The organism is Escherichia sp. E2748 (genome assembly GCF_005781125.1).
Lineage (GTDB): Bacteria > Pseudomonadota > Gammaproteobacteria > Enterobacterales > Enterobacteriaceae > Escherichia.
In genome coordinates, this window is record NZ_VATP01000002.1 from 110296 (window position 1) to 132413 (window position 22118).

General features: G+C 48.1%; 21 protein-coding genes and 1 pseudogene. 11 read left to right on the forward strand and 11 right to left on the reverse strand.

Features of this window, described 5'->3' with window-relative positions:
- The first annotated feature begins 7 nt into the window (after positions 1-7).
- Both trpB and trpA read left to right on the forward strand, forming a co-directional pair.
- Positions 8-1201 (forward strand): tryptophan synthase subunit beta, encoded by a 1194-nt coding sequence (trpB, locus tag FEK42_RS05165; RefSeq protein ID WP_130258918.1) that lies wholly within the window; start codon positions 8-10, stop codon positions 1199-1201.
- Entirely contained in the window at positions 1201-2007 is an 807-nt protein-coding gene (gene trpA, locus FEK42_RS05170; protein ID WP_135492375.1) for a tryptophan synthase subunit alpha, read from the forward strand. The genes trpB and trpA overlap by 1 nt, the downstream gene beginning before the upstream one ends.
- Before the next feature lie 51 nt (positions 2008-2058).
- Here the strand turns inward: trpA and ompW are convergent, their stop codons facing one another.
- Positions 2059-2712, reverse strand: a complete 654-nt coding sequence (ompW, locus tag FEK42_RS05175) for an outer membrane protein OmpW (protein WP_135492373.1) — start codon at positions 2710-2712, stop codon at positions 2059-2061.
- A gap of 201 nt (positions 2713-2913) precedes the next feature.
- On the opposite strand from ompW, the pseudogene FEK42_RS22975 reads away from it, so the two are divergent.
- The 4 genes and pseudogenes from FEK42_RS22975 to yciA form a co-directional block, all read left to right on the forward strand.
- Positions 2914-3128 (forward strand): annotated as a pseudogene (locus tag FEK42_RS22975) (YkgJ family cysteine cluster protein); the annotation flags it as partial.
- A 27-nt stretch (positions 3129-3155) separates the two neighbouring features.
- Complete coding sequence (locus tag FEK42_RS05180; RefSeq protein WP_130208877.1) at positions 3156-3899, forward strand: YciC family protein; 744 nt, start codon at positions 3156-3158, stop codon at positions 3897-3899.
- 29 nt (positions 3900-3928) lie between these two features.
- Positions 3929-4468, forward strand: a complete 540-nt coding sequence (locus FEK42_RS05185; RefSeq protein WP_000808667.1) for a septation protein A — start codon at positions 3929-3931, stop codon at positions 4466-4468.
- A 104-nt stretch (positions 4469-4572) separates the two neighbouring features.
- Complete coding sequence (gene yciA / locus FEK42_RS05190; protein ID WP_130208879.1) at positions 4573-4971, forward strand: acyl-CoA thioester hydrolase YciA; 399 nt, start codon at positions 4573-4575, stop codon at positions 4969-4971.
- A 40-nt stretch (positions 4972-5011) separates the two neighbouring features.
- On the opposite strand, the gene tonB is transcribed toward yciA, so the two are convergent.
- Positions 5012-5731, reverse strand: coding sequence for a TonB system transport protein TonB (gene tonB / locus FEK42_RS05195; protein WP_064528843.1), 720 nt, complete (start codon positions 5729-5731; stop codon positions 5012-5014).
- A gap of 223 nt (positions 5732-5954) precedes the next feature.
- Here tonB and FEK42_RS05200 point away from each other — a divergent pair, with 223 nt between their 5' ends.
- On the forward strand, positions 5955-6251 hold the full coding sequence (locus FEK42_RS05200) for a YciI family protein (protein ID WP_135409875.1): 297 nt from the start codon (positions 5955-5957) through the stop codon (positions 6249-6251).
- Positions 6252-6553: 302 nt separating this feature from the next.
- Entirely contained in the window at positions 6554-7807 is a 1254-nt protein-coding gene (kch, locus tag FEK42_RS05205) for a voltage-gated potassium channel protein (RefSeq protein ID WP_130259718.1), read from the forward strand.
- Between the two features lie 54 nt (positions 7808-7861).
- Here kch and FEK42_RS05210 read toward each other — a convergent pair whose 3' ends face one another.
- Positions 7862-8035, reverse strand: coding sequence for a YciY family protein (locus tag FEK42_RS05210; protein WP_122983112.1), 174 nt, complete (start codon positions 8033-8035; stop codon positions 7862-7864).
- A 142-nt stretch (positions 8036-8177) separates the two neighbouring features.
- Here FEK42_RS05210 and cls point away from each other — a divergent pair, with 142 nt between their 5' ends.
- Together cls and FEK42_RS05220 are read left to right on the forward strand one after the other, a co-directional pair.
- Positions 8178-9638, forward strand: a complete 1461-nt coding sequence (gene cls / locus FEK42_RS05215; RefSeq protein WP_130208884.1) for a cardiolipin synthase — start codon at positions 8178-8180, stop codon at positions 9636-9638.
- Between the two features lie 34 nt (positions 9639-9672).
- Positions 9673-10002: an HI1450 family dsDNA-mimic protein gene (locus FEK42_RS05220; RefSeq protein ID WP_000366958.1), complete on the forward strand. Its 330-nt coding sequence runs from the start codon at positions 9673-9675 to the stop codon at positions 10000-10002.
- Positions 10003-10057: 55 nt separating this feature from the next.
- Here FEK42_RS05220 and FEK42_RS05225 read toward each other — a convergent pair whose 3' ends face one another.
- The 7 genes from FEK42_RS05225 to ychE form a co-directional block, all read right to left on the reverse strand.
- Entirely contained in the window at positions 10058-10903 is an 846-nt protein-coding gene (locus tag FEK42_RS05225) for a potassium channel family protein (RefSeq protein ID WP_135559629.1), read from the reverse strand.
- A 48-nt stretch (positions 10904-10951) separates the two neighbouring features.
- Complete coding sequence (gene oppF, locus FEK42_RS05230) at positions 10952-11956, reverse strand: murein tripeptide/oligopeptide ABC transporter ATP-binding protein OppF (protein ID WP_130222797.1); 1005 nt, start codon at positions 11954-11956, stop codon at positions 10952-10954.
- Positions 11953-12966: a murein tripeptide/oligopeptide ABC transporter ATP-binding protein OppD gene (gene oppD, locus FEK42_RS05235; RefSeq protein ID WP_130208888.1), complete on the reverse strand. Its 1014-nt coding sequence runs from the start codon at positions 12964-12966 to the stop codon at positions 11953-11955. Before oppD ends, oppF begins: the two co-directional genes overlap by 4 nt.
- An 11-nt stretch (positions 12967-12977) precedes the next feature.
- The gene (gene oppC / locus FEK42_RS05240; protein WP_000979659.1) at positions 12978-13886 is read right to left on the reverse strand and encodes an oligopeptide ABC transporter permease OppC; all 909 of its coding nucleotides are present in this window, start codon (positions 13884-13886) and stop codon (positions 12978-12980) included.
- Between the two features lie 14 nt (positions 13887-13900).
- A complete protein-coding gene (gene oppB, locus FEK42_RS05245; RefSeq protein ID WP_001516507.1) occupies positions 13901-14821 on the reverse strand; it encodes an oligopeptide ABC transporter permease OppB in 921 nt (306 codons plus the stop codon).
- An 85-nt stretch (positions 14822-14906) separates the two neighbouring features.
- The gene (oppA, locus tag FEK42_RS05250) at positions 14907-16538 is read right to left on the reverse strand and encodes an oligopeptide ABC transporter substrate-binding protein OppA (RefSeq protein WP_131161789.1); all 1632 of its coding nucleotides are present in this window, start codon (positions 16536-16538) and stop codon (positions 14907-14909) included.
- Between the two features lie 728 nt (positions 16539-17266).
- Positions 17267-17914 carry an NAAT family transporter YchE gene (gene ychE, locus FEK42_RS05255; protein WP_000616766.1) on the reverse strand — a complete coding sequence of 216 codons (648 nt, stop codon included), beginning with the start codon at positions 17912-17914 and terminating at the stop codon, positions 17267-17269.
- Between the two features lie 477 nt (positions 17915-18391).
- Between ychE and adhE the strand changes: the two genes are divergently transcribed.
- On the forward strand, positions 18392-21064 hold the full coding sequence (gene adhE, locus FEK42_RS05260; protein ID WP_130208892.1) for a bifunctional acetaldehyde-CoA/alcohol dehydrogenase: 2673 nt from the start codon (positions 18392-18394) through the stop codon (positions 21062-21064).
- A 317-nt stretch (positions 21065-21381) separates the two neighbouring features.
- On the opposite strand, the gene tdk is transcribed toward adhE, so the two are convergent.
- Positions 21382-21999, reverse strand: a complete 618-nt coding sequence (gene tdk / locus FEK42_RS05265; RefSeq protein ID WP_130208894.1) for a thymidine kinase — start codon at positions 21997-21999, stop codon at positions 21382-21384.
- Positions 22000-22118 lie beyond the last annotated feature (119 nt).

Genomic DNA, 22118 nt, shown 5'->3' on the forward strand with positions numbered 1-22118 from the left:
AGGAACAATGACAACATTACTTAACCCGTATTTTGGTGAGTTTGGCGGCATGTACGTGCCACAAATCCTGATGCCTGCTCTGCGCCAGCTGGAAGAAGCTTTTGTCAGCGCGCAAAAAGATCCTGAATTTCAGGCCCAGTTCAACGACCTGCTGAAAAACTATGCCGGGCGCCCAACCGCGCTGACCAAATGCCAGAACATTACAGCCGGGACGAACACCACGCTGTATCTGAAGCGCGAAGATTTATTGCACGGCGGCGCGCATAAAACCAACCAGGTTCTGGGCCAGGCTTTGCTGGCGAAGCGGATGGGTAAAACCGAAATCATCGCCGAAACCGGAGCCGGTCAGCATGGTGTGGCGTCGGCCCTTGCCAGCGCCCTGCTCGGCCTGAAATGCCGTATTTATATGGGTGCCAAAGACGTTGAACGCCAGTCGCCTAACGTTTTTCGTATGCGCTTAATGGGGGCGGAAGTGATCCCGGTGCATAGCGGTTCCGCGACGCTGAAAGATGCCTGTAATGAGGCGCTGCGCGACTGGTCCGGCAGTTATGAAACCGCGCACTATATGCTGGGCACCGCAGCTGGCCCGCATCCTTATCCGACCATTGTGCGTGAGTTTCAGCGGATGATTGGCGAAGAAACGAAAGCACAGATTCTGGAAAGAGAAGGTCGCCTGCCGGATGCTGTTATCGCCTGTGTTGGCGGCGGTTCGAATGCCATCGGCATGTTTGCTGATTTCATCAACGAAACCAATGTCGGTCTGATTGGCGTGGAGCCAGGCGGTCACGGCATCGAAACCGGCGAACATGGCGCACCGTTGAAACATGGTCGCGTAGGCATCTATTTCGGCATGAAAGCACCGATGATGCAGACCGAAGACGGGCAAATTGAAGAATCTTACTCCATCTCTGCCGGACTGGATTTCCCGTCCGTTGGCCCACAACATGCGTATCTCAACAGCATCGGTCGCGCTGATTATGTTTCAATTACCGATGATGAAGCGCTGGAAGCCTTTAAAACGCTGTGCCTGCACGAAGGGATTATCCCGGCGCTGGAGTCCTCCCACGCCCTGGCCCATGCGCTGAAAATGATGCGCGAAAACCCAGAAAAAGAGCAGCTACTGGTGGTTAACCTTTCCGGTCGCGGCGATAAAGACATCTTCACCGTTCACGATATTTTGAAAGCACGAGGGGAAATCTGATGGAACGCTACGAATCTCTGTTTGCCCAGTTGAAAGAGTGCAAAGAAGGCGCATTTGTTCCTTTCGTCACCCTCGGTGATCCGGGCATTGAGCAGTCGCTGAAAATTATCGATACGTTGATCGAAGCAGGTGCTGATGCTTTGGAGCTAGGCATCCCCTTCTCCGACCCGCTGGCAGATGGCCCGACCATTCAAAACGCCACACTGCGTGCTTTTGCGGCAGGTGTGACCCCGGCACAATGTTTTGAGATGCTGGCACTGATTCGTCAAAAACATCCGACCATTCCTGTTGGCCTGCTGATGTACGCCAACCTGGTGTTTAACAAAGGCATTGATGAGTTTTACGCCCAGTGCGAGAAAGTCGGCGTCGATTCGGTGCTGGTTGCCGATGTGCCAGTTGAAGAGTCCGCGCCCTTCCGCCAGGCCGCGTTGCGCCATAATGTCGCACCTATCTTTATCTGCCCGCCAAATGCCGATGACGACTTGCTGCGCCAGATTGCCTCTTACGGTCGTGGTTACACCTATTTACTGTCGCGTGCGGGCGTGACCGGAGCGGAAAACCGCGCGGCATTACCGCTCAATCATCTGGTCACGAAGCTGAAAGAATACAATGCTGCGCCTCCATTGCAGGGCTTTGGCATTTCCGCCCCAGACCAGGTAAAAGCAGCGATTGATGCAGGGGCCGCAGGCGCGATTTCTGGTTCGGCCATTGTTAAAATCATCGAGCAACATATTAATCAGCCAGAGAAAATGCTGGAAGCACTGAAAGCTTTTGTACAACCGATGAAAGCGGCGACGCGCAGTTAATACGAGACAAACCGCCAGAAAACATCTGGCGGTTTATTGACGGGCAAATAATTAAAAACGATAACCCGCAGAGAACATAAATACCCACGGATCAAGGCGGACATTGTCAGAGTAATGTCCTGCTGGCAGCACTGCGCCGTTGGATTTATATTTCACCTCAGTGTCGATATCCATGTACCAGACCGACATATTCAGCAACCAGTCACGGTTGATGAGATAATCCACACCGACTTGTCCTGCCACACCCCATGAATCTTTCAGACTAAGGTCGGATAAGCCAAGACCTTCACCGGTGTCATTGAAGTCATTATTAAAAAAGGTGGTGTAGTTAATACCCGCACCAATGTAAGGACGGAATTTACTGCCGGAATCGCCAAAATACCATTGTGCCATCAGTGTTGGCGGTAAATGGTGGACTGTCGCAATATCTCCAGTTGTGGCTGTGCCAACCTTATGACGAAACGGAGATGCCGCCAGCAATTCCACACCAATGTTATCAGTCGCCATATAGGTGAAGGTCAGGCCCAGTTGGGTGTTATTGGTCACGCTAAAGCCACCCAGGCTTCCCAGAGTTCCATCCGCGCCTTCCGTTGGACGTACCGTTGCCGAACCAGCACGAATAAAGAACTCGCCTGCTTCGTGAGCATAGACGCTACCAGAGAGAAGTGTACTGACTGCCAATGCCGCCACTGTTAATTTTTTCATATTCGCTCCGTCGTTATGGTTATAAAAACGTGACGAATATACCTACATTGGAGTAACAAATGATCCTACATAGATCACATTGCATTCGCTAAATGACCATTTATTGATCTGGATTAATTTAGAAGTTGTATCGCAAATCCTGGTTAACATGATTCAAATCAATTTGAATGCTTTCCATCTCCGAAAGTATTCTTTTGCTACCTTATTGGCCTTTTAAGCAGGCGGTAAGTTGCGGTATTTATGCAAACAGCCCTTCTGCTTGTCAGGAATTTGTCGTGTCCGGAGAAAGCAATGGATCCTGTGATCGCACCCACGCACGCTGTGGATTACCTGCGCTTTACAAAGATATGCTTTTCCATACAAGTCGTGATGCTGCCACTGAAGGGATAACCAGGGTACAATTGCCCGCTAATTAACACCTGCATAAAACTCAAGGAGAGTGCATGTCTATCACGGCGCAGTCCGTATACCGTGACACCGGAAATTTCTTCCGTAATCAATTTATGACCATTCTGTTGGTATCGTTGCTTTGTGCATTTATCACAGTGGTGTTAGGACATGTTTTCTCACCCAGTGACGCACAGCTTGCGCAGCTCAATGACGGCGCGCCCGTTAGTGGCGGCGGTGGGTTGTTCGATCTGGTGCAAAATATGTCCCCGGAACAGCAACAAATTTTGCTGCGTGCTTCCGCTGCGTCTACTTTTTCAGGATTAATCGGTAACGCCATACTCGCCGGAGGCGTAATATTAATCATCCAACTGGTGTCTGCGGGTCAGAGAGTCAGTGCGCTACGCGCTATTGGTGCCAGTGCGCCGATATTGCCAAAGTTATTTATTCTGATTTTTCTGACTACCCTTTTAGTACAGATTGGCATCATGCTGGTGGTCGTTCCGGGGATTTTAATGGCCATTTTACTGGCACTGGCGCCGGTGATGTTGGTGCAGGATAAAATGGGCGTTTTCGCCTCTATGCGCAGCAGTATGCGGCTGACATGGGCGAATATGCGTCTGGTGGCACCTGCAGTACTAAGCTGGTTACTGGCAAAAACACTGTTGCTGCTGTTTGCCTCTTCGTTTGCCGCATTAACCCCGGAAATTGGTGCCGTACTGGCGAATACTTTAAGCAACCTGATTTCAGCCGTATTGCTTATCTATCTGTTCCGCCTGTACATGTTGATTCGCCAATAACCTGAAGTATTTGATTACGGAATCGTAAAATGAAGCAGTTTCTTGATTTTTTACCGCTGGTTGTCTTCTTCGCGTTCTACAAAATTTATGACATCTATGCGGCAACTGCGGCGCTCATCGTCGCCACGGCAATTGTGCTTATTTATAGCTGGGTTCGCTTCCGGAAAGTTGAGAAGATGGCCCTGATCACCTTTGTTCTGGTGGTCGTTTTCGGTGGTCTGACGCTGTTCTTCCACAATGATGAGTTTATTAAATGGAAGGTCACCGTCATCTACGCTCTGTTTGCCGGTGCTTTGTTGGTTAGCCAATGGGTAATGAAAAAACCGCTGATTCAGCGGATGCTGGGTAAAGAACTCACTCTACCGCAGCCAGTATGGTCGAAGCTGAACCTGGCCTGGGCAGTCTTCTTTATTCTTTGTGGTCTGGCGAATATCTACATCGCATTCTGGCTACCGCAAAATATTTGGGTCAACTTCAAAGTGTTCGGTCTGACCGCCCTCACCTTAATCTTCACACTGTTAAGCGGTATTTATATCTACCGCCATATGCCGCAGGAAGATAAATCATAATCTGTCTGCCGGCCCTTCGGGGCCGGCGCTGCATATCCTCTGTTCTCATTTGGAAAATCATAGTAGCATCGCGCCTGTGATTTTCCTTTTATGTCGGTTTTACCATGTCTACAACACCTAACGTCCCTCAGGGCGATCTTGTTTTACGTACTTTAGCCATGCCTGCCGATACCAATGCCAATGGCGATATCTTTGGTGGTTGGTTGATGTCGCAGATGGATATTGGCGGTGCCATTCTGGCAAAAGAAATTGCCCACGGTCGCGTCGTGACCGTGCGGGTTGAAGGAATGACTTTCTTACGGCCAGTTGCGGTTGGTGATGTGGTGTGCTGCTATGCGCGCTGTCTCCAAAAAGGGACGACATCAGTCAGCATTAATATTGAAGTATGGGTGAAAAAAGTGGCGTCTGAACCGATTGGGCAGCGCTATAAAGCGACGGAAGCGTTATTTAAGTATGTTGCCGTCGACCCTGAAGGAAAGCCTCGTGCCTTACCTGTAGAGTAATAGTCAAAAGCCTCCAAGTTGGAGGCTTTTGATTTTCTGTTTATTGAATTTCGGTGGTGCCGTTAATTTTAAACAGGATATTCACCACAATCCCACTTCCGGGTTTGCCCGGCTCATAACGCCATCTGCGCATCGCGTTTTTCACTTCGCGCTCAAACATGTTCGCCGGTTTGGCTGAAAGAATTTGTACGTTATCCACGCGACCATCCGGTGTGACGTCAAATTTAACTTTAACCTGCCCTTCAATGCGTAGTGCCTGCGCGCGCGCCGGATACTGCGGCTGATTACGGCTTAATGCCCGTGGACCAGACGCGACACTTGTGACCGGTTTGCTGGTTGCAGCCGTTGCCGTACTTGATGTTGGGCGAGCTGGTGCCGTATTTTCAAACGGTGACGCCGGACGTGACTCTACCGGTTTGACATCGCGTTTCGGCTGCTCCTGTACCTTTTTCACCGGCTTCGGTTTTGGCTTAGGTTTCGGCTTCGGCTTTTCAATGACTACCGGTGCTTCTTTTGGCGGTTCTGGTATCGGCTCAGGCTCCGGTTCTGGCTCCACCACTGGTTCCGGCGGCGGTTGAACGGCTTGTGGCGGCTCAAGTTCGGCCGGGGCAACCATGGTGACAGAAATCGGCTGCGCGGGCGCAGGTAGTTCAATAACCTGATGTACCGAGGTATAGAGTAGACCCGCCACAACAGCACCATGAATGCAGACCGAAAGTAACGTCGGCCAGGGGAAGCGGCGAGGTAAATCAAGGGTCATTGAAGTCATAATCGTTTCAGTAAAAAAACCAGGCCTCGATTTTAAATGCAAATAGCAATCATATTCAATAAGGCAAGGCGATCAGGATCAGTGAAAACGCAATTTTTGGCGCTATTAACCTTACTTTTAGTGACGCCTTAACAAAGACATCATCTTTCCGTTGCAGATCTTCGCCCTTTCAAATAACGTACTTTATAACTTTTCCGAACAAGGAGTTGTGCCCGTGTTGTATGTTATTTACGCTCAAGACAAAGCCGATAGCCTCGAAAAGCGCCTTTCCGTTCGTCCGGCACATTTAGCACGTTTGCAGTTACTGCATGATGAAGGGCGTCTGCTGACCGCCGGTCCAATGCCAGCGGTAGACAGTAACGATCCAGGCGCCGCAGGATTTACTGGCTCAACCGTTATTGCTGAATTTGAATCGCTGGAAGCAGCCCAGGCCTGGGCAGATGCCGATCCGTACGTGGCAGCGGGAGTCTATGCGCAAGTTTCCGTGAAACCCTTTAAGAAAGTGTTCTGAATATCAACATCCAGGGGCGCGGTGACAGAAACCGTGCTCTTGTTTTTTCTTTATATTTACCGATACCCCCAATCCACCACCACAAACAGATAATAACTTTATCTGTATCTCCCTATATACCCTCGGCATCTCCGTCTAAAAATGACAAAATTTCTCTGCCTGATTCGGTTTTGATCAATCAAAACCTTTGATTGCTGCGGATAAAGTCATCTACTATGGTTTAACACATTCACGTGCCGCATGTTTTTCACATTCTGTACGCGTGAAGATAATTAAACAAAATGGTGGTTACAGAGGTATCAGTGAGTCACTGGGCTACATTCAAGCAAACAGCGGTAAATTTATGGGTGACCCTGCGGCACGATGTTATCGCGCTGGCGGTCCTTTCAAATGGATTGCTTATTTTTAAAACAATTTATGGCATGTCGGTCAATCTGCTCGATATTTTCCATATCCAGGCGTTTTCAGAACTTGACCTCTCCTTGCTGGCCAATGCGCCACTGTTTATGCTCGGCGTCTTTCTTGTTTTGAACTCAATCGGCTTGCTATTTCGTGCAAAGCTGGCATGGGCTATCAGTATCATTTTATTGCTGATAACGCTGATTTACACCCTGCACTTTTATCCCTGGCTGAAATTCAGCATTGGTTTTTGCATCTTTACCTTGATAATTTTGTTGGTGCTGCGTAAAGACTTCTCTCACAGTAGTGCTGCGGCCGGGACAATTTTTGCTTTTATTAGTTTTACGACGTTACTGTTTTACTCTACCTACGGCGCACTTTATTTAAGCGAAGGTTTTAATCCGCGAATAGAGAGTCTAATGACCGCGTTCTATTTTTCGATAGAAACTATGTCAACCGTGGGCTACGGCGATATCGTCCCGGTTTCTGAATCAGCGCGCCTGTTTACTATTTCGGTCATTATTTCCGGTATTACCGTTTTTGCCACCTCCATGACCTCGATTTTCGGCCCGCTTATCCGCGGAGGATTCAATAAACTTGTGAAAGGAAACAATCATACAATGCATCGTAAAGATCACTTTATTGTTTGCGGGCATTCCATTCTGGCAATCAACACGATTCTGCAACTGAATCAACGCGGACAAAACGTCACGGTTATCAGCAACCTGCCAGAGGATGACATAAAACAGCTTGAACAAAGACTCGGTGACAATGCCGATGTTATCCCCGGTGACAGCAATGACAGTTCAGTACTAAAAAAAGCGGGAATTGATCACTGTCGGGCTATTCTGGCGTTAAGTGATAATGACGCCGATAATGCTTTTGTCGTTCTGTCGGCGAAAGATATGAGCAAAGATGTTAAAACTGTGCTTGCCGTCAGTGATAGCAAAAACCTGAATAAGATTAAGATGGTGCATCCGGATATTATTCTTTCACCGCAGCTATTTGGTAGCGAGATACTGGCGCGTATTCTCAATGGGGAAGAAATTAATAATGATATGCTCGTCTCGATGTTGCTGAATTCCGGGCATGGCATTTTCAGCGATAACAATGACGACGAAACCAAAACTGACAACAATGAATCTGCGCAAAAATAGATTTTAACGGCGGAAAGATAATCTTAATGGGCACCGCGTTGGTGCCCAGAACATTTAGATATTGTAGATCGCAAACAATAACGAGTTTCGCTGTTTGTTTAGAAGGCACTTCCTGATGCTGTGGATACGCATATTTCGGCGTGACTGCCCCTCAAGCCAACGCGATTTCCGTCGGCTAGCCTGACGCTGCATGCGCCAGCGCCCCACTTCCGTTCTACTCCGCTTCATGTTAACTACTCTATGCAATAACAGAGCGGTCATTATACCCCCGGTCCCGACGCTGACCAGTGCTTTTACCGCGTTTTTATTTGCCAGATGAATCCATATGCGTAAACTCATAACAATGCGCTTTCAAAAGGATTTCTAATCTATGACAACCGTTTATACGTTGGTGAGTTGGTTGGCCATTCTGGGATACTGGTTGCTCATTGCAGGCGTAACTTTACGCATTCTAATGAAACGACGCGCAGTTCCCTCCGCCATGGCCTGGCTGTTGATCATTTACATTCTGCCGTTGGTCGGAATTATTGCTTATCTGGCTGTTGGCGAACTCCACTTAGGCAAACGCCGCGCCGAACGCGCCAGAGCGATGTGGCCTTCCACGGCGAAATGGCTTAACGATCTTAAAGCCTGTAAGCATATTTTTGCGGAAGAAAATAGCAGCGTCGCTGGACCGTTATTCAAGCTCTGTGAGCGTCGTCAGGGGATCGCCGGGGTCAAGGGTAATCAGCTGCAACTGATGACCGAGTCTGATGATGTGATGCAGGCGTTAATCCGCGACATTCAACTCGCTCGCCATAACATTGAGATGGTGTTTTATATCTGGCAACCAGGTGGTATGGCAGACCAGGTGGCAGAATCTTTGATGGCCGCCGCACGACGCGGTATTCATTGCCGATTAATGCTCGACTCTGCGGGGAGTGTTGCTTTTTTCCGTAGCCCGTGGCCAGAGTTAATGCGAAATGCCGGTATCGAAGTGGTCGAGTCCTTAAAGGTTAACCTGATGCGCGTATTCTTACGCCGCATGGACCTGCGCCAGCACCGCAAGATGATCATGATCGATAACTACATTGCCTACACCGGCAGCATGAATATGGTCGATCCGCGCTTCTTCAAACAGGATGCGGGCGTAGGACAATGGATTGATCTGATGGCTCGCATGGAAGGCCCTATCGCCACCGCGATGGGAATTATTTACTCTTGCGATTGGGAGATTGAGACGGGAAAACGTATTTTACCACCACCGCCTGATGTCAATATTATGCCGTTCGAGCAGGCCAGCGGTCATACGATTCATACCATCGCTTCCGGCCCGGGATTCCCGGAAGACCTGATCCACCAGGCTTTGCTGACTGCAGCTTATTCAGCTCGTGAATATTTAATCATGACGACGCCCTACTTCGTCCCCAGCGATGACTTACTTCACGCAATCTGCACGGCGGCGCAACGCGGGGTTGATGTCAGTATTATTTTGCCGAGGAAAAATGACTCAATGCTGGTAGGCTGGGCCAGTCGCGCATTCTTTACAGAACTACTTGCTGCTGGGGTTAAGATTTATCAGTTTGAAGGTGGGTTACTGCATACCAAGAGCGTGCTGGTCGATGGCGAATTAAGTCTGGTTGGCACCGTTAACCTCGACATGCGTAGCCTGTGGCTGAATTTTGAAATCACTCTGGCTATCGACGATAAAGGTTTTGGTGCCGACCTGGCTGCTGTTCAGGACGACTATATTTCTCGTTCGCGTCTGCTCGATGCGCGGCTGTGGTTAAAACGTCCACTCTGGCAACGTGTCGCCGAGCGACTGTTTTACTTCTTCAGCCCGTTGCTGTAAAACGTCGCCAACAGAGATTAAACAGGTAGTGACTATGGATATGGATTTAAACAATCGCCTGACTGAAGATGAAACGCTTGAGCAGGCCTACGATATTTTTCTTGAACTGGCCGCTGATAATCTCGATCCGGCTGATGTTCTGTTATTCAATCTGCAGTTTGAAGAGCGCGGTGGTGCAGAGTTATTTGACCCGGCAGAAGACTGGCAGGAACATGTTGATTTCGACTTGAACCCGGACTTTTTTGCCGAAGTGGTGATTGGTCTGGCAGACAGTGAAGATGGCGAAATCAACGATATTTTCGCCCGTATTTTGTTATGCCGTGAAAAAGATCACAAACTTTGCCATATTATCTGGCGGGAATAACGCTTGCCATCGGATGTGACGTAGCTGCGTCACATCCGTTCTTCCTTTTACACATCTACCTTTCCCCTCCTCCCAGTTCATTGCCACAAATACGACAATACTTCGCATCGTGTGCATGATGTTGGGTATTGCATTTAGGACAACAGAGAAGTTTTTTAGTCTGTTCAAGTTCACTGGTGAGTTGCGCAGTAATAATCCCCGTCGGAATTGCAATGACTGAGTAGCCAATCAAGATTAATACCGAGGCCACCATCCTTCCTGCCGCAGTATGTGGTGTAATATCACCATAACCAACGGTGGTTACCGTCACTATCGCCCAGTATACGGCTGTGCCCAGCGAGTTAAATTCGTTTGATGCACCTTCTATGGCGTACATTAACGCCCCAGCGACGATCATCACAATGGCAATAAAAGCATAAAAAAGAATCAACTGATGGCGGGCATTATTTATCGCCCGCCATAGACTGTTTAAGGCAGGCATAAAGCGGAGCAGGCGTAAAATTCGCAACGCACGAATCGCTCTCATCGCTCGCCAGGCAAATAAATAAGTAAAACCAATTTCAGGCCATAGCCAGATGACATACAGCGGCAAAATGGTGGCCAGATCGATAAATCCCCAAAAGCTAAAAACATAACGTACCGGATTCGGCCAGCTTAATATTCGCAGGAAATACTCGATCGTGAAGACAAAAGTAAAGAAGAATTCTACCCAAACAAAGATATGCCATTCGTCGTAAGTTAGCTGGAATTGCGATCCAATACCGGATTCTATGAAGACAGCGCCAACGCTTAACAATGCGAGGAAACCAAACAGCGCCTCGCAGCGTCGCCCGGTTTTCGTATGCTGATCAAAAAGGAAATGATAAACCCGTTGGCGATACTCTGAAAGATGTCCTGTCACCTGTACCTCCCATGAAAAAGGGCCGGCAATCTGCCAGCCCTTAACACGTTATAATGGGTCTACTTTCAGGCAAGAGACGGCATGTCTGAAACTGCCTTCCAGCACCGGGCGTGTTTTGGCACACTCAGGACCGGCTATCGGGCAACGGGTACGGAACACACATCCAGAAGGCGGGTTGATGGGCGACGGTAATTCCCCTTCCAGTAACTGGATAGATTTGTTCTTCTCCAGATCAGGATCTGGAATGGGGACTGCCGACATCAATGCTTTGGTATAGGGATGCAACGGATTGTGGTAAACCTCATCATACGTCCCCAACTCTACCGCATGGCCGAGATACATCACCAGCACGCGATCGGAAATGTGTTTTACCACGGCCAGATCGTGAGCGATAAAGATTAATGACAATCCCATCTCACGTTGCAACTGCTGGAGTAAATTCACCACCTGCGCCTGGATTGACACGTCCAGCGCCGACACCGGTTCGTCGCAGATAATCAGCTTCGGTTCAAGAATAAGTGCACGCGCAATCCCGATACGCTGACACTGACCGCCGGAGAATTCATGCGGATAGCGGTTAATCAGGTTAGGTAGCAAGCCGACTTTCATCATCATCACCTTCACGCGCTCGCGAACTTCCTGGCGTGACATTTTCGGATGATAGGTACGCAGCGGTTCAGCGATGATCTCGCCGATGGTCATACGCGGGTTTAGCGATGCCAACGGGTCCTGGAAAATCATCTGAATATCACTGCGAACGGCACGCCATTCATCGGGCTTCATGCCCAGCAACTCTTTACCTAACCAGGCAACATGACCGTCGGTAGCTTTGACCAAACCGATGATGGCACGGGCAAAGGTGGACTTTCCGCAACCTGATTCCCCTACGACGCCCAACGTTTCCCCTTCATATAACCTGAGCGTCACACCGTCAACGGCCTTAAGGGTTTTCGGCGGTTGCCAGAACCACTGTTTGCCATCTTTGATCTCAAAGTGCACTTTCAAATCGGCAATTTCGAGGAGGACTTTTCTTCCTTCGGTTACAGCATTCATAACAGTTCCTCCACCGGTTTAAAGCAGGCACGCAGTCGGCCTGGCGTGAACTCTTCCAGCGGCGGCGCGCTACTGCAAATCTCCATCGCATACGGACAACGCGGCTGGAACGGGCAACCTTTCGGCAAACGTAGCAGGTTTGGCGGGTTACCTGGGATGGTCAACATCGTTTCACCTTCCGCATCAAGACGCGGTACCGCATTGAGTAAACCGATAGAATAAGGATGAACGGGTTCATAAAAGACATCGCGCGCGTTGCCATATTCCATTGTGCGCCCAGCGTACATCACCAGCACTTTGTCACAGATCCCCGCGACTACGCCGAGATCGTGGGTGATCATGATAATGGCAGTATTAAATTCCCGTTTCAGTTCATTCAATAGCGTCATGATCTGCGCCTGTACGGTCACGTCCAGCGCAGTAGTCGGTTCATCGGCAATCAGCAATTTAGGTCGGCACAACAACGCCATCGCAATCATCACACGCTGACGCATGCCGCCAGAAAACTCATGAGGAAACATCTTCATACGCTTACGCGCTTCTGGCATTTTCACCGCATCGAGCATTCGTACCGATTCTTCAAACGCTTCGGCCTTGCCCATACCTTTATGCAGCATCAGCACTTCCATCAACTGCTCGCCGACGCGCATGTATGGATTTAACGAGGTCATCGGATCCTGAAAAATCATCGAGATTTGTTCGGCGCGCAGTTTATTAAGTTCACGTTCTGGCAGATTGAGGATTTCGCGCCCATTAAAGGTTGCCGATCCACCAATGCGTCCGTTAGCCGCCAGCAGCCCCATTAAAGCAAACGCGGTTTGCGACTTACCGGAGCCAGATTCGCCAACGATACCCAGAGTTTCTCCGGCACGAAGGGAAAAATTTAAATCATTGACCGCCGTGACATCGCCGTCCGGGGTGCTAAATGTCACTCGCAAATCTTTCACGTTCAGCAGTGCGTCAGCCTGTTGCTGTGCGAGCGGCACGGTTGCAGTTTCAATTACGCTCATGGCTGCACTCCTTAACGATCTTTCGGGTCGAGGGCATCACGCAAGCCATCGCCGATAAAGTTGAAACAAAACAGTGTCACCACAAGGAAACCTGCCGGAAATAGCAGCAACCATGGAGAGACTTCCATCGAGTTCGCGCCATCACTGAGCAATGCGCCCCAACTACTTAATGGCTCTTGCGTACCCAGTCCCAGGAAGCTAAGAAAAGACTCAAAGAGGATCATGCTGGGCACCAGCAGAGAGGCATAGACCACCACCACACCAAGCACATTCGGCACAATGTGGCGAATCACAATGCCGGGCGTAGATACACCGCCAACTTGTGCCGCCTCAATAAACTCTTTGCGCTTCAGACTAAGGGTTTGACCACGCACGATACGTGCCATGTCCAGCCAGGAAACCATCCCAATCGCTACGAAAATCAGCAGGATGTTTTGACCGAAAAAGGTCACCAGCAAAATGACGAAGAACATGAACGGAAAGGAGTTGAGGATTTCCAGCAGGCGCATCATTACGGAATCCACCTTGCCGCCAAGATAACCGGAAAGTGAACCGTAAAGCGTTCCTACGACTACTGCCACCAGTGCTGCAGCAACACCAACCATTAATGAGATGCGCCCACCAATTGCAACGCGCACCAGCAGATCGCGACCGGAAGAGTCGGTACCAAAGTAGTGACCAGATTCCATATCCGGGGCGCTGGACATCATCGCCCAGTCGGTGTCGTCATAGGCAAATTGCGAGAGCATCGGCGCCAGGATAACAAACAGTGCAATAAGCACCAGTACAATCAGACTGGCCACTGCTGCACGGTTATGCATAAAACGTCGACGTGCGTCCTGCCATAAACTGCGGCCTTCGACCTCCAGCTTTTCACTGAAATTCTCCAGCGTCTCGCTGTTTTTCTTACTTAACATCATCGCGAGCTCCAGTATCAGTAACGGATTTTCGGGTCGATAACCGCATATAGCACATCGACAATGGCATTGAACAAAATGGTTAAAGCACCAACCAGAATGGTCAGGCTTAACACCAATGAATAGTCACGGTTCAAGGCACCATTAACAAACAATTGTCCGATGCCCGGCAAACCGTAAATGGTTTCGATAACCATAGAACCGGTGATAATGCCAACAAATGCGGGTCCCATATAAGAAAGTACCGGTAGCAACGCAGGTTTTAATGCGTGGCGGAAAATAATGCGCCGCATGGGCAGACCTTTCGCGCGTGCGGTACGAATGAAGTTGGAGTGTAAAACTTCAATCATTGATCCACGGGTAATACGCGCAATACTGGCGATATAAGCCAGTGATAAGGCAACCATCGGCAGGATCATAAATTTCAGCGCCCCACCATTCCAGCCACCGCCCGGTAGCCAATGCAAAATGATCGCGAATATCATGACTAATAATGGCGCAACGACAAAGCTTGGTATAACCACTCCCGTCATAGCCAATCCCATGACGGTATAGTCCCATTTGGTGTTTTGTTTTAATGCGGCAATAACGCCAGCACTAACGCCCAGTACCACTGCGAGGAAAAATGCAGCAGCTCCCAGTTTTGCTGAAACGGGAAAACTGGATGCGACCAGGTCATTGACCGAATAATCTTTATATTTAAATGAAGGGCCGAAATCGCCATGAGCAAGTTGTTTCAGATAGCTGAAATACTGCGTCATGATGGGATCGTTAAGATGATATTTCGCTTCAATATTGGCCATTACTTCTGGCGGTAATGTACGTTCGCCGGTAAAGGGACTTCCCGGCGCGAGGCGCATCATAAAGAACGAAATAGTAATAAGAATAAATAGCGTCGGAATCGCTTCCAGACAGCGACGTAGAATAAATTTTAACATTGCCGTACCTTCTGGCCTGTGCCTTCTGTAATGCGATAAAAAGCAGACACCGTGGAGCAGGATACACCTGCCCCACGCATTGCCATTAGTGCTTCACAATGTACATATTTCGGGTGTAGGTATTATCCAACGGATCTTTACCGGTATAACCCCCAACCCACGGTTTTACCAGACGCGCATTCACGTAGTAATAAACCGGAACAATGGCCGAATCTTTATCCAACTGTTGCTCTGCTTTCGTGTACAGCGCCGTGCGCTGCGCCTCGTCTGTAGCTTTCAGGGTTTCCGCCATAATACTGTCAAAGGCCGGACTCTTATAATGCGCGGTGTTCATCGAACTGTTCGACAGCATGGTGTTCAGGAAGGAAGTTGGTTCATTATAGTCTGCACACCAGCCTGCACGGGCCACATCGAAAGTACCCTGGTGGCGGGTATCGAGGAATGTTTTCCATTCCTGGTTAACCAGTTTAACGTCCACGCCGATATTTTTCTTCCACAGTGAAGAGGCGGCAATCGCCAGCTTTTTATGCAGATCGGACGTGTTATATAACAGATTAATCGTTAGCGGTTTGTCTGCGGTATAGCCCGCTTCTGCCAGCAGTTTTTTCGCTTCTTCGTTACGTTTTTCCTGGCTCCAGCCAAACCATTCTGGTTGCGTCAGTTTTGCGCCATCGGTATATGGTGGCGTGTAACCATAGGCCGGCATATCGCCCTGCGCTTTGACTTTATTAACAATGATATCGCGATCCATACCCAGTTTCAGTGCGGTACGCACACGCACATCATTGAATGGCGGTTTCTGGTTGTTAATCTCGTAATAGTAAGTGCACAGGTATGGATCAACGTGAACTTCGTTCGGGATTTCTTTTTTCAGTTTCTGGAACAGTTCGATCGGCATGTTGTTATAAGTCATATCGATTTCGCCGCTACGATAACGGTTAACATCGGTGACTTCAGAAGCGATCGGTAAATAGGTCACCTGGTTAATTACCGTTTTAGCGTTATTCCAGTAGGTCGGGCTGCGCTCAAGAACGATACGTTCGTTAACAACCCAATCTTTTAATGTATAGGCGCCGTTAGTAACGATATTGCCTGGCTGGGTCCATTTTTCGCCAAATTTCTCAACAGCGGCTTTTGGCACCGGGGAAGTAGATGGGTGAACCAGTAACTTATAGAAATACGGAACAGGTTCACTTAAGGTGACTTCTAATGTGTGGTCATCGAGGGCTTTAACACCGAGATCGGTAATTGGTTTCTTCCCTTCCAGTATTTCATCAATACCCGCAATATGCCCGTATTGTAAGTAGCTTGCGTAGGGAGAAGCGGTGTTCGGATCAACAGAACGTTGCCAGCTATACACAAAGTCTTGTGCCGTGACTGGCGTGCCGTCAGACCATTTCGCATCTTTACGCAGGTGGAACGTCCAGACTTTAGCGTCTTTGTTATCCCAGGATTCAGCCACGCCAGGGGCCGGATGACCATCAAGATCGCTAACCAGCAAACCTTCAAACAGGTCACGGCTGATATTAGACTCAGGAACCCCTTCAATTTTGTGCGGATCTAATGACTGAACTTCAGAACCATTGTTGCGAACCAGCGTTTGTTTTTCCGCTAGTGTGACTCCTGCGGGTACATCAGCTGCCAGTGCGATATTCCCTGCCATAAGCGCAGCCAGAACGCCTGCTGCCACTAAACTTCTCTTGGTGATGTTGGTCATTGTGTTTTGGACTCCCTCATTATAATTACTGGTTTTTACCAGCATGTGTAATCCCGGATTAGGATACCTGTACAGCTCGGAGACTTTTTGCTGCCAGGTTGCTTTATCGTTACTAATTGCTATCACCGACTTTATTTATTCTGGTGATTCAGATGACCACCTTATGTCGATTCTTACTGTGTCTCCCCTGTCGAGACACATTATTTTTTGCAGCGTCTTTTAATCGCAAATCATTCTCATTGCCAATAAAAATCGCCAAACGGTTGGCCGAAAAGTATCAAATGCCCTTCTTGCCAGCCAATACATTTTGCAAAATTGTTACGCAATTCTCTTTTACTAACCATACCAGTACGTATACCCCTCGTTATCCAATCAATAAAATAATTTAAAAACAAAGGGATATAACTAAAGAAAGCAATACTGCCTTTTCCGGTTATAGTCCAGATAGAAAATACGCACAATAATTTAACAAATGAATGCTATTTAGCACTTTTCTCTGCCAAAGCCAGTAGAATTACTAATATCATTTCAATTATTCTTCAGCAAGGCCCAGGATTATGATGTGATGAAAATAACATGATGTTGTGGATCGCCAGATAAGGATAGTCTTATAACTATCTGTAAAATTGGGATAAAATTATCTATTTCTTTTGTTAACTACGTTGGCTTGCAGTAAAAATAATGATGAAAGAAACGGAGCATCATGACTCCGTTTCATATGAAAGGAATTAATTGAGCAGACCCGGGAAAATCCCTTTGATACCATTGACGATAAATTCAATCCCTAATGCCATTAGCAAGAGCCCCATAATACGGGTAATGACGTTGATGCCTGTCTGACGCAGAACCCTCACCAGCCAGGGTGCCATGCGGAATAAACCCCAGCAACATAAAGCGAACAACGCGATTGCTACAAAAAAACCGAACAGATAACCAATGCTGTGATAACGCGTTCCCCATACGATAGTTGAACTGATTGCCCCTGGTCCTGCCATCAGAGGTAATGCGAGCGGTACAACGCCAATGCTTTCACGAATTGCGGTTTCTGATTTTTCTTGTTTGTTCTGTTTATCCTCGCCAAGCTTACCGCTGATCATCGACATTGCAATTGTCACGACCAGTATGCCGCCCGCGATGCGGAACGAATCAATAGATATTCCAAAAAGTTGCAGAATCGTGTCGCCGAGAAACAGTGCGATCCACAAAATAATGGCTACAGACAAGTTGGCGGTCAGATTTGTTTTGTTTCTCGCTGCCGCAGTCTGATAGCTGGTCATACTGATGAACACGGGGATGATCCCTACCGGGTTAACCAGCGCAAATAACCCGATGAAAAACTTAAAATAAACGGGAAAATCAAAAAGTGTCTGAATCACGGTTAGCTCCGAAGCAAAAGCCGGATAATGTTATCTTTAAACAAGGGTAAAAATACGTGCTGACAATACGCCTTTTGTCAGCATTTTTCACCTCCTAACTATCTAAAATTACTATCATTCATTATTGTTATCTAGTCGTACAAAACATGCTAAGGTAGCCAACAATTAATACTACAATTTATTAACTATTAGCTATTATGGCTAAAAGCGGAGCTGAAAGGTGTCAGCTTCGCGAAATTTTGATCTGGATCACTTAATCGGTACCCAGAAGTGAGTAATCTTGCTTACGCCACCTGGAAGTGACGCATTAGAGATTAATGACTCTAATGTTTAAACTCTTTTAGTAAATCACAGTGAGTGTGAGCACGAGTAAGATTTTGATTTTCAAAGGTTAAGCAAATCATCATCGCACTGACTATACTCTCGTATTCGAGCAGATGATTTACTAAAAAAGTTTAACATTATCAGGAGAGCATTATGGCTGTTACTAATGTCGCTGAACTTAACGCACTCGTAGAGCGTGTAAAAAAAGCCCAGCGTGAATATGCCAGTTTCACTCAAGAGCAAGTTGACAAAATCTTCCGCGCCGCCGCTCTGGCTGCCGCAGATGCTCGAATCCCACTCGCAAAAATGGCCGTTGCCGAATCCGGCATGGGTATCGTTGAAGATAAAGTGATCAAAAACCACTTTGCTTCTGAATATATCTATAACGCCTACAAAGATGAAAAGACCTGCGGTGTTCTGTCTGAAGACGACACTTTCGGTACCATCACTATCGCTGAACCAATCGGTATTATCTGCGGTATCGTTCCAACAACTAACCCGACTTCAACCGCTATCTTCAAATCTCTGATTAGCCTGAAGACCCGTAACGCCATCATTTTCTCACCACACCCGCGTGCTAAAGATGCAACCAACAAAGCTGCTGATATCGTTCTGCAGGCTGCTATTGCTGCTGGTGCACCAAAAGATCTGATTGGCTGGATCGATCAACCGTCTGTTGAACTCTCCAACGCACTGATGCACCACCCTGACATTAACCTGATCCTTGCGACCGGTGGTCCAGGCATGGTTAAAGCAGCATACAGTTCCGGTAAACCGGCGATCGGCGTAGGCGCAGGCAACACCCCAGTTGTTATTGATGAAACTGCTGATATCAAACGTGCAGTTGCATCCGTACTGATGTCCAAAACCTTCGACAACGGCGTAATTTGTGCTTCTGAACAGTCTGTTGTTGTTGTTGATTCTGTTTATGATGCTGTACGTGAGCGTTTTGCCACCCACGGCGGCTACATGCTGCAGGGCAAAGAGCTGAAAGCTGTTCAGGACGTTATCCTGAAAAATGGCGCACTGAACGCAGCTATCGTTGGTCAGCCAGCTTATAAAATTGCTGAACTGGCAGGCTTCTCTGTACCAGAAAACACTAAGATTCTGATCGGTGAAGTGACTGTTGTTGATGAAAGCGAACCATTCGCTCATGAAAAACTGTCCCCGACTCTGGCAATGTACCGTGCGAAAGATTTTGAAGATGCGGTAGAGAAAGCAGAGAAACTGGTTGCTATGGGCGGTATCGGTCACACATCTTGCCTGTACACCGACCAGGATAACCAGCCGGCACGCGTTTCTTACTTCGGTCAGAAAATGAAAACTGCCCGTATCCTGATCAATACCCCGGCTTCTCAGGGCGGTATCGGTGACCTGTACAACTTCAAACTCGCGCCTTCCCTGACTCTGGGTTGTGGTTCTTGGGGTGGTAACTCCATCTCTGAAAACGTTGGTCCGAAACACCTGATCAACAAGAAAACCGTTGCTAAGCGAGCTGAAAACATGTTGTGGCACAAACTTCCGAAATCTATCTACTTCCGCCGTGGCTCTCTGCCAATCGCGCTGGATGAAGTGATTACTGATGGCCACAAACGTGCGCTCATCGTGACTGACCGCTTCCTGTTCAACAACGGCTATGCTGACCAGATCACTTCTGTACTGAAAGCAGCTGGCGTAGAAACTGAAGTGTTCTTCGAAGTTGAAGCTGACCCGACTCTGAGCATTGTTCGTAAAGGTGCAGAACTGGCGAACTCCTTCAAACCAGACGTGATTATCGCGCTGGGTGGTGGTTCCCCGATGGATGCCGCGAAGATCATGTGGGTTATGTACGAACACCCAGAAACTCATTTCGAAGAACTGGCGCTGCGCTTTATGGACATCCGTAAACGTATCTACAAGTTCCCGAAAATGGGCGTGAAAGCGAAAATGATCGCAGTCACCACAACTTCCGGTACCGGTTCTGAAGTTACACCGTTCGCGGTTGTAACCGATGACGCAACTGGCCAAAAATATCCGCTGGCAGACTATGCTCTGACCCCGGATATGGCGATTGTTGATGCCAACCTGGTTATGGATATGCCGAAGTCCCTGTGTGCTTTCGGTGGTCTGGACGCAGTAACTCACGCCATGGAAGCATATGTTTCTGTACTGGCTTCTGAGTTCTCTGATGGTCAGGCTCTGCAGGCGCTGAAACTGCTGAAAGAATATCTGCCAGCGTCCTACCACGAAGGGTCTAAAAACCCGGTAGCGCGTGAACGTGTTCACAGTGCGGCAACTATCGCAGGTATCGCGTTTGCTAACGCCTTCTTGGGTGTATGTCACTCAATGGCACATAAACTGGGCTCTCAGTTCCACATTCCGCATGGTCTGGCAAACGCCCTGCTGATTTGTAACGTTATCCGCTACAACGCGAATGACAACCCGACCAAGCAGACTGCATTCAGCCAGTACGACCGTCCGCAAGCACGTCGTCGTTATGCTGAAATTGCAGACCATCTGGGTCTGAGCGCTCCGGGCGACCGTACTGCTGCTAAGATCGAGAAACTGCTGGCATGGCTGGAAACGCTGAAAGCTGAACTGGGTATTCCGAAATCTATCCGTGAAGCTGGCGTTCAGGAAGCAGACTTCCTGGCAAACGTTGATAAACTGTCTGAAGATGCATTCGATGACCAGTGCACCGGCGCTAACCCGCGTTATCCGCTGATCTCCGAGCTGAAACAGATTCTGCTGGACACCTACTACGGTCGTGATTACGTAGAAGGCGCAACCGTTGCTAAAGAAGCAGCTCCGGTTAAAGCAGAGAAAAAAGCGAAAAAATCCGCTTAATCGGTAGCTCTGTATAACATCATAAACGGTCCCATTTGGGGCCGTTTTTTTGTTTCAGGCAAAGAACTGCTATGTAAACTCAATAATCCAGCTGTATTAATTCATCATGTTTGCATTGTCGGAAAACGAGCACAAAGCGAGATTGTCGACAAATAACTCTACCTCGTAGGTAATGAGGCATCGACGCACTAAAATCGTTCTGTGGTACGTTGAGTGATGATTAAGAATAGAGAAAGGATGATGACTCGGAAGAAGTTAGTAAAACGGACTGACAGGATAAAAGCGCCCTATTCACCCTGTCAGTAAAGAAAAATTTATTAGTCGTGCCGATGATTGTCCTGAATCGCCGTCAAAGAGCCGATCTCTAACGCTTCTTTATAGTGTTTACGGCAAACCGAGACGTAACGCTCATTACCACCAATAACCACCTGCTCACCTTCGTTATAAGGTCTACCCGCCAGATCAAGACGTAGCACCATGCTTGCTTTGCGGCCACAAAAACAAATAGTTTTTAATTCGACCAGTTTGTCTGACCATGCCAGTAAGTATTGGCTACCAACAAACAATTCACCGCGAAAATCGGTACGCAAACCATAACAAAGTACGGGTATATCGAGTTGATCGACAACCTCCGATAATTCATATACTTGTTGTCTGGTTAAAAACTGGCATTCATCAACAAGTACGCAATGAATTGTCTGCTGTTCGTGTTCCGCACGAATCTCATCAAATAATGATGAATTTTGGTTAAATAATTTTGCAGGTGATGACAAACCTATACGCGAGCTGACTTTCCCTGCCCCGAAACGATCATCAATTTCCGCCGTATATACGACAGTGCGCATACCGCGTTCCTGGTAATTGTATGAAGATTGCAACAATGCCGTAGACTTACCCGCATTCATTGCGGAATAGTAGAAATATAGCTGCGCCATCAGCCACAGGCCCTCAATGATATGAAATAAAGTTGGCAGGAGTTTATCATAATTCGTCAGTTTTACAGCGTAACAGTGCGCACAGAAGTAGTATATTCGTCATCCATTACGAATGACTG

Excerpts from the sequence above, each read along its gene's own strand:
- oppF (WP_130222797.1), bottom strand. The coding sequence starts at position 11,956 with ATGAATGCTGTAACCGAAGGAAGAAAAGTCCTCCTCGAAATTGCCGAT.
- FEK42_RS05180 (WP_130208877.1), top strand. The coding sequence starts at position 3,156 with ATGTCTATCACGGCGCAGTCCGTATACCGTGACACCGGAAATTTCTTC.
- oppD (WP_130208888.1), bottom strand. The coding sequence starts at position 12,966 with ATGAGCGTAATTGAAACTGCAACCGTGCCGCTCGCACAGCAACAGGCT.
- cls (WP_130208884.1), top strand. The coding sequence starts at position 8,178 with ATGACAACCGTTTATACGTTGGTGAGTTGGTTGGCCATTCTGGGATAC.
- FEK42_RS05210 (WP_122983112.1), bottom strand. The coding sequence starts at position 8,035 with ATGAAGCGGAGTAGAACGGAAGTGGGGCGCTGGCGCATGCAGCGTCAG.
- oppA (WP_131161789.1), bottom strand. The coding sequence starts at position 16,538 with ATGACCAACATCACCAAGAGAAGTTTAGTGGCAGCAGGCGTTCTGGCT.
- tdk (WP_130208894.1), bottom strand. The coding sequence starts at position 21,999 with ATGGCGCAGCTATATTTCTACTATTCCGCAATGAATGCGGGTAAGTCT.
- trpB (WP_130258918.1), top strand. The coding sequence starts at position 8 with ATGACAACATTACTTAACCCGTATTTTGGTGAGTTTGGCGGCATGTAC.
- yciA (WP_130208879.1), top strand. The coding sequence starts at position 4,573 with ATGTCTACAACACCTAACGTCCCTCAGGGCGATCTTGTTTTACGTACT.
- oppC (WP_000979659.1), bottom strand. The coding sequence starts at position 13,886 with ATGATGTTAAGTAAGAAAAACAGCGAGACGCTGGAGAATTTCAGTGAA.
- trpA (WP_135492375.1), top strand. The coding sequence starts at position 1,201 with ATGGAACGCTACGAATCTCTGTTTGCCCAGTTGAAAGAGTGCAAAGAA.
- adhE (WP_130208892.1), top strand. The coding sequence starts at position 18,392 with ATGGCTGTTACTAATGTCGCTGAACTTAACGCACTCGTAGAGCGTGTA.
- FEK42_RS05185 (WP_000808667.1), top strand. The coding sequence starts at position 3,929 with ATGAAGCAGTTTCTTGATTTTTTACCGCTGGTTGTCTTCTTCGCGTTC.
- ompW (WP_135492373.1), bottom strand. The coding sequence starts at position 2,712 with ATGAAAAAATTAACAGTGGCGGCATTGGCAGTCAGTACACTTCTCTCT.
- oppB (WP_001516507.1), bottom strand. The coding sequence starts at position 14,821 with ATGTTAAAATTTATTCTACGTCGCTGTCTGGAAGCGATTCCGACGCTA.
- tonB (WP_064528843.1), bottom strand. The coding sequence starts at position 5,731 with ATGACCCTTGATTTACCTCGCCGCTTCCCCTGGCCGACGTTACTTTCG.
- FEK42_RS05220 (WP_000366958.1), top strand. The coding sequence starts at position 9,673 with ATGGATATGGATTTAAACAATCGCCTGACTGAAGATGAAACGCTTGAG.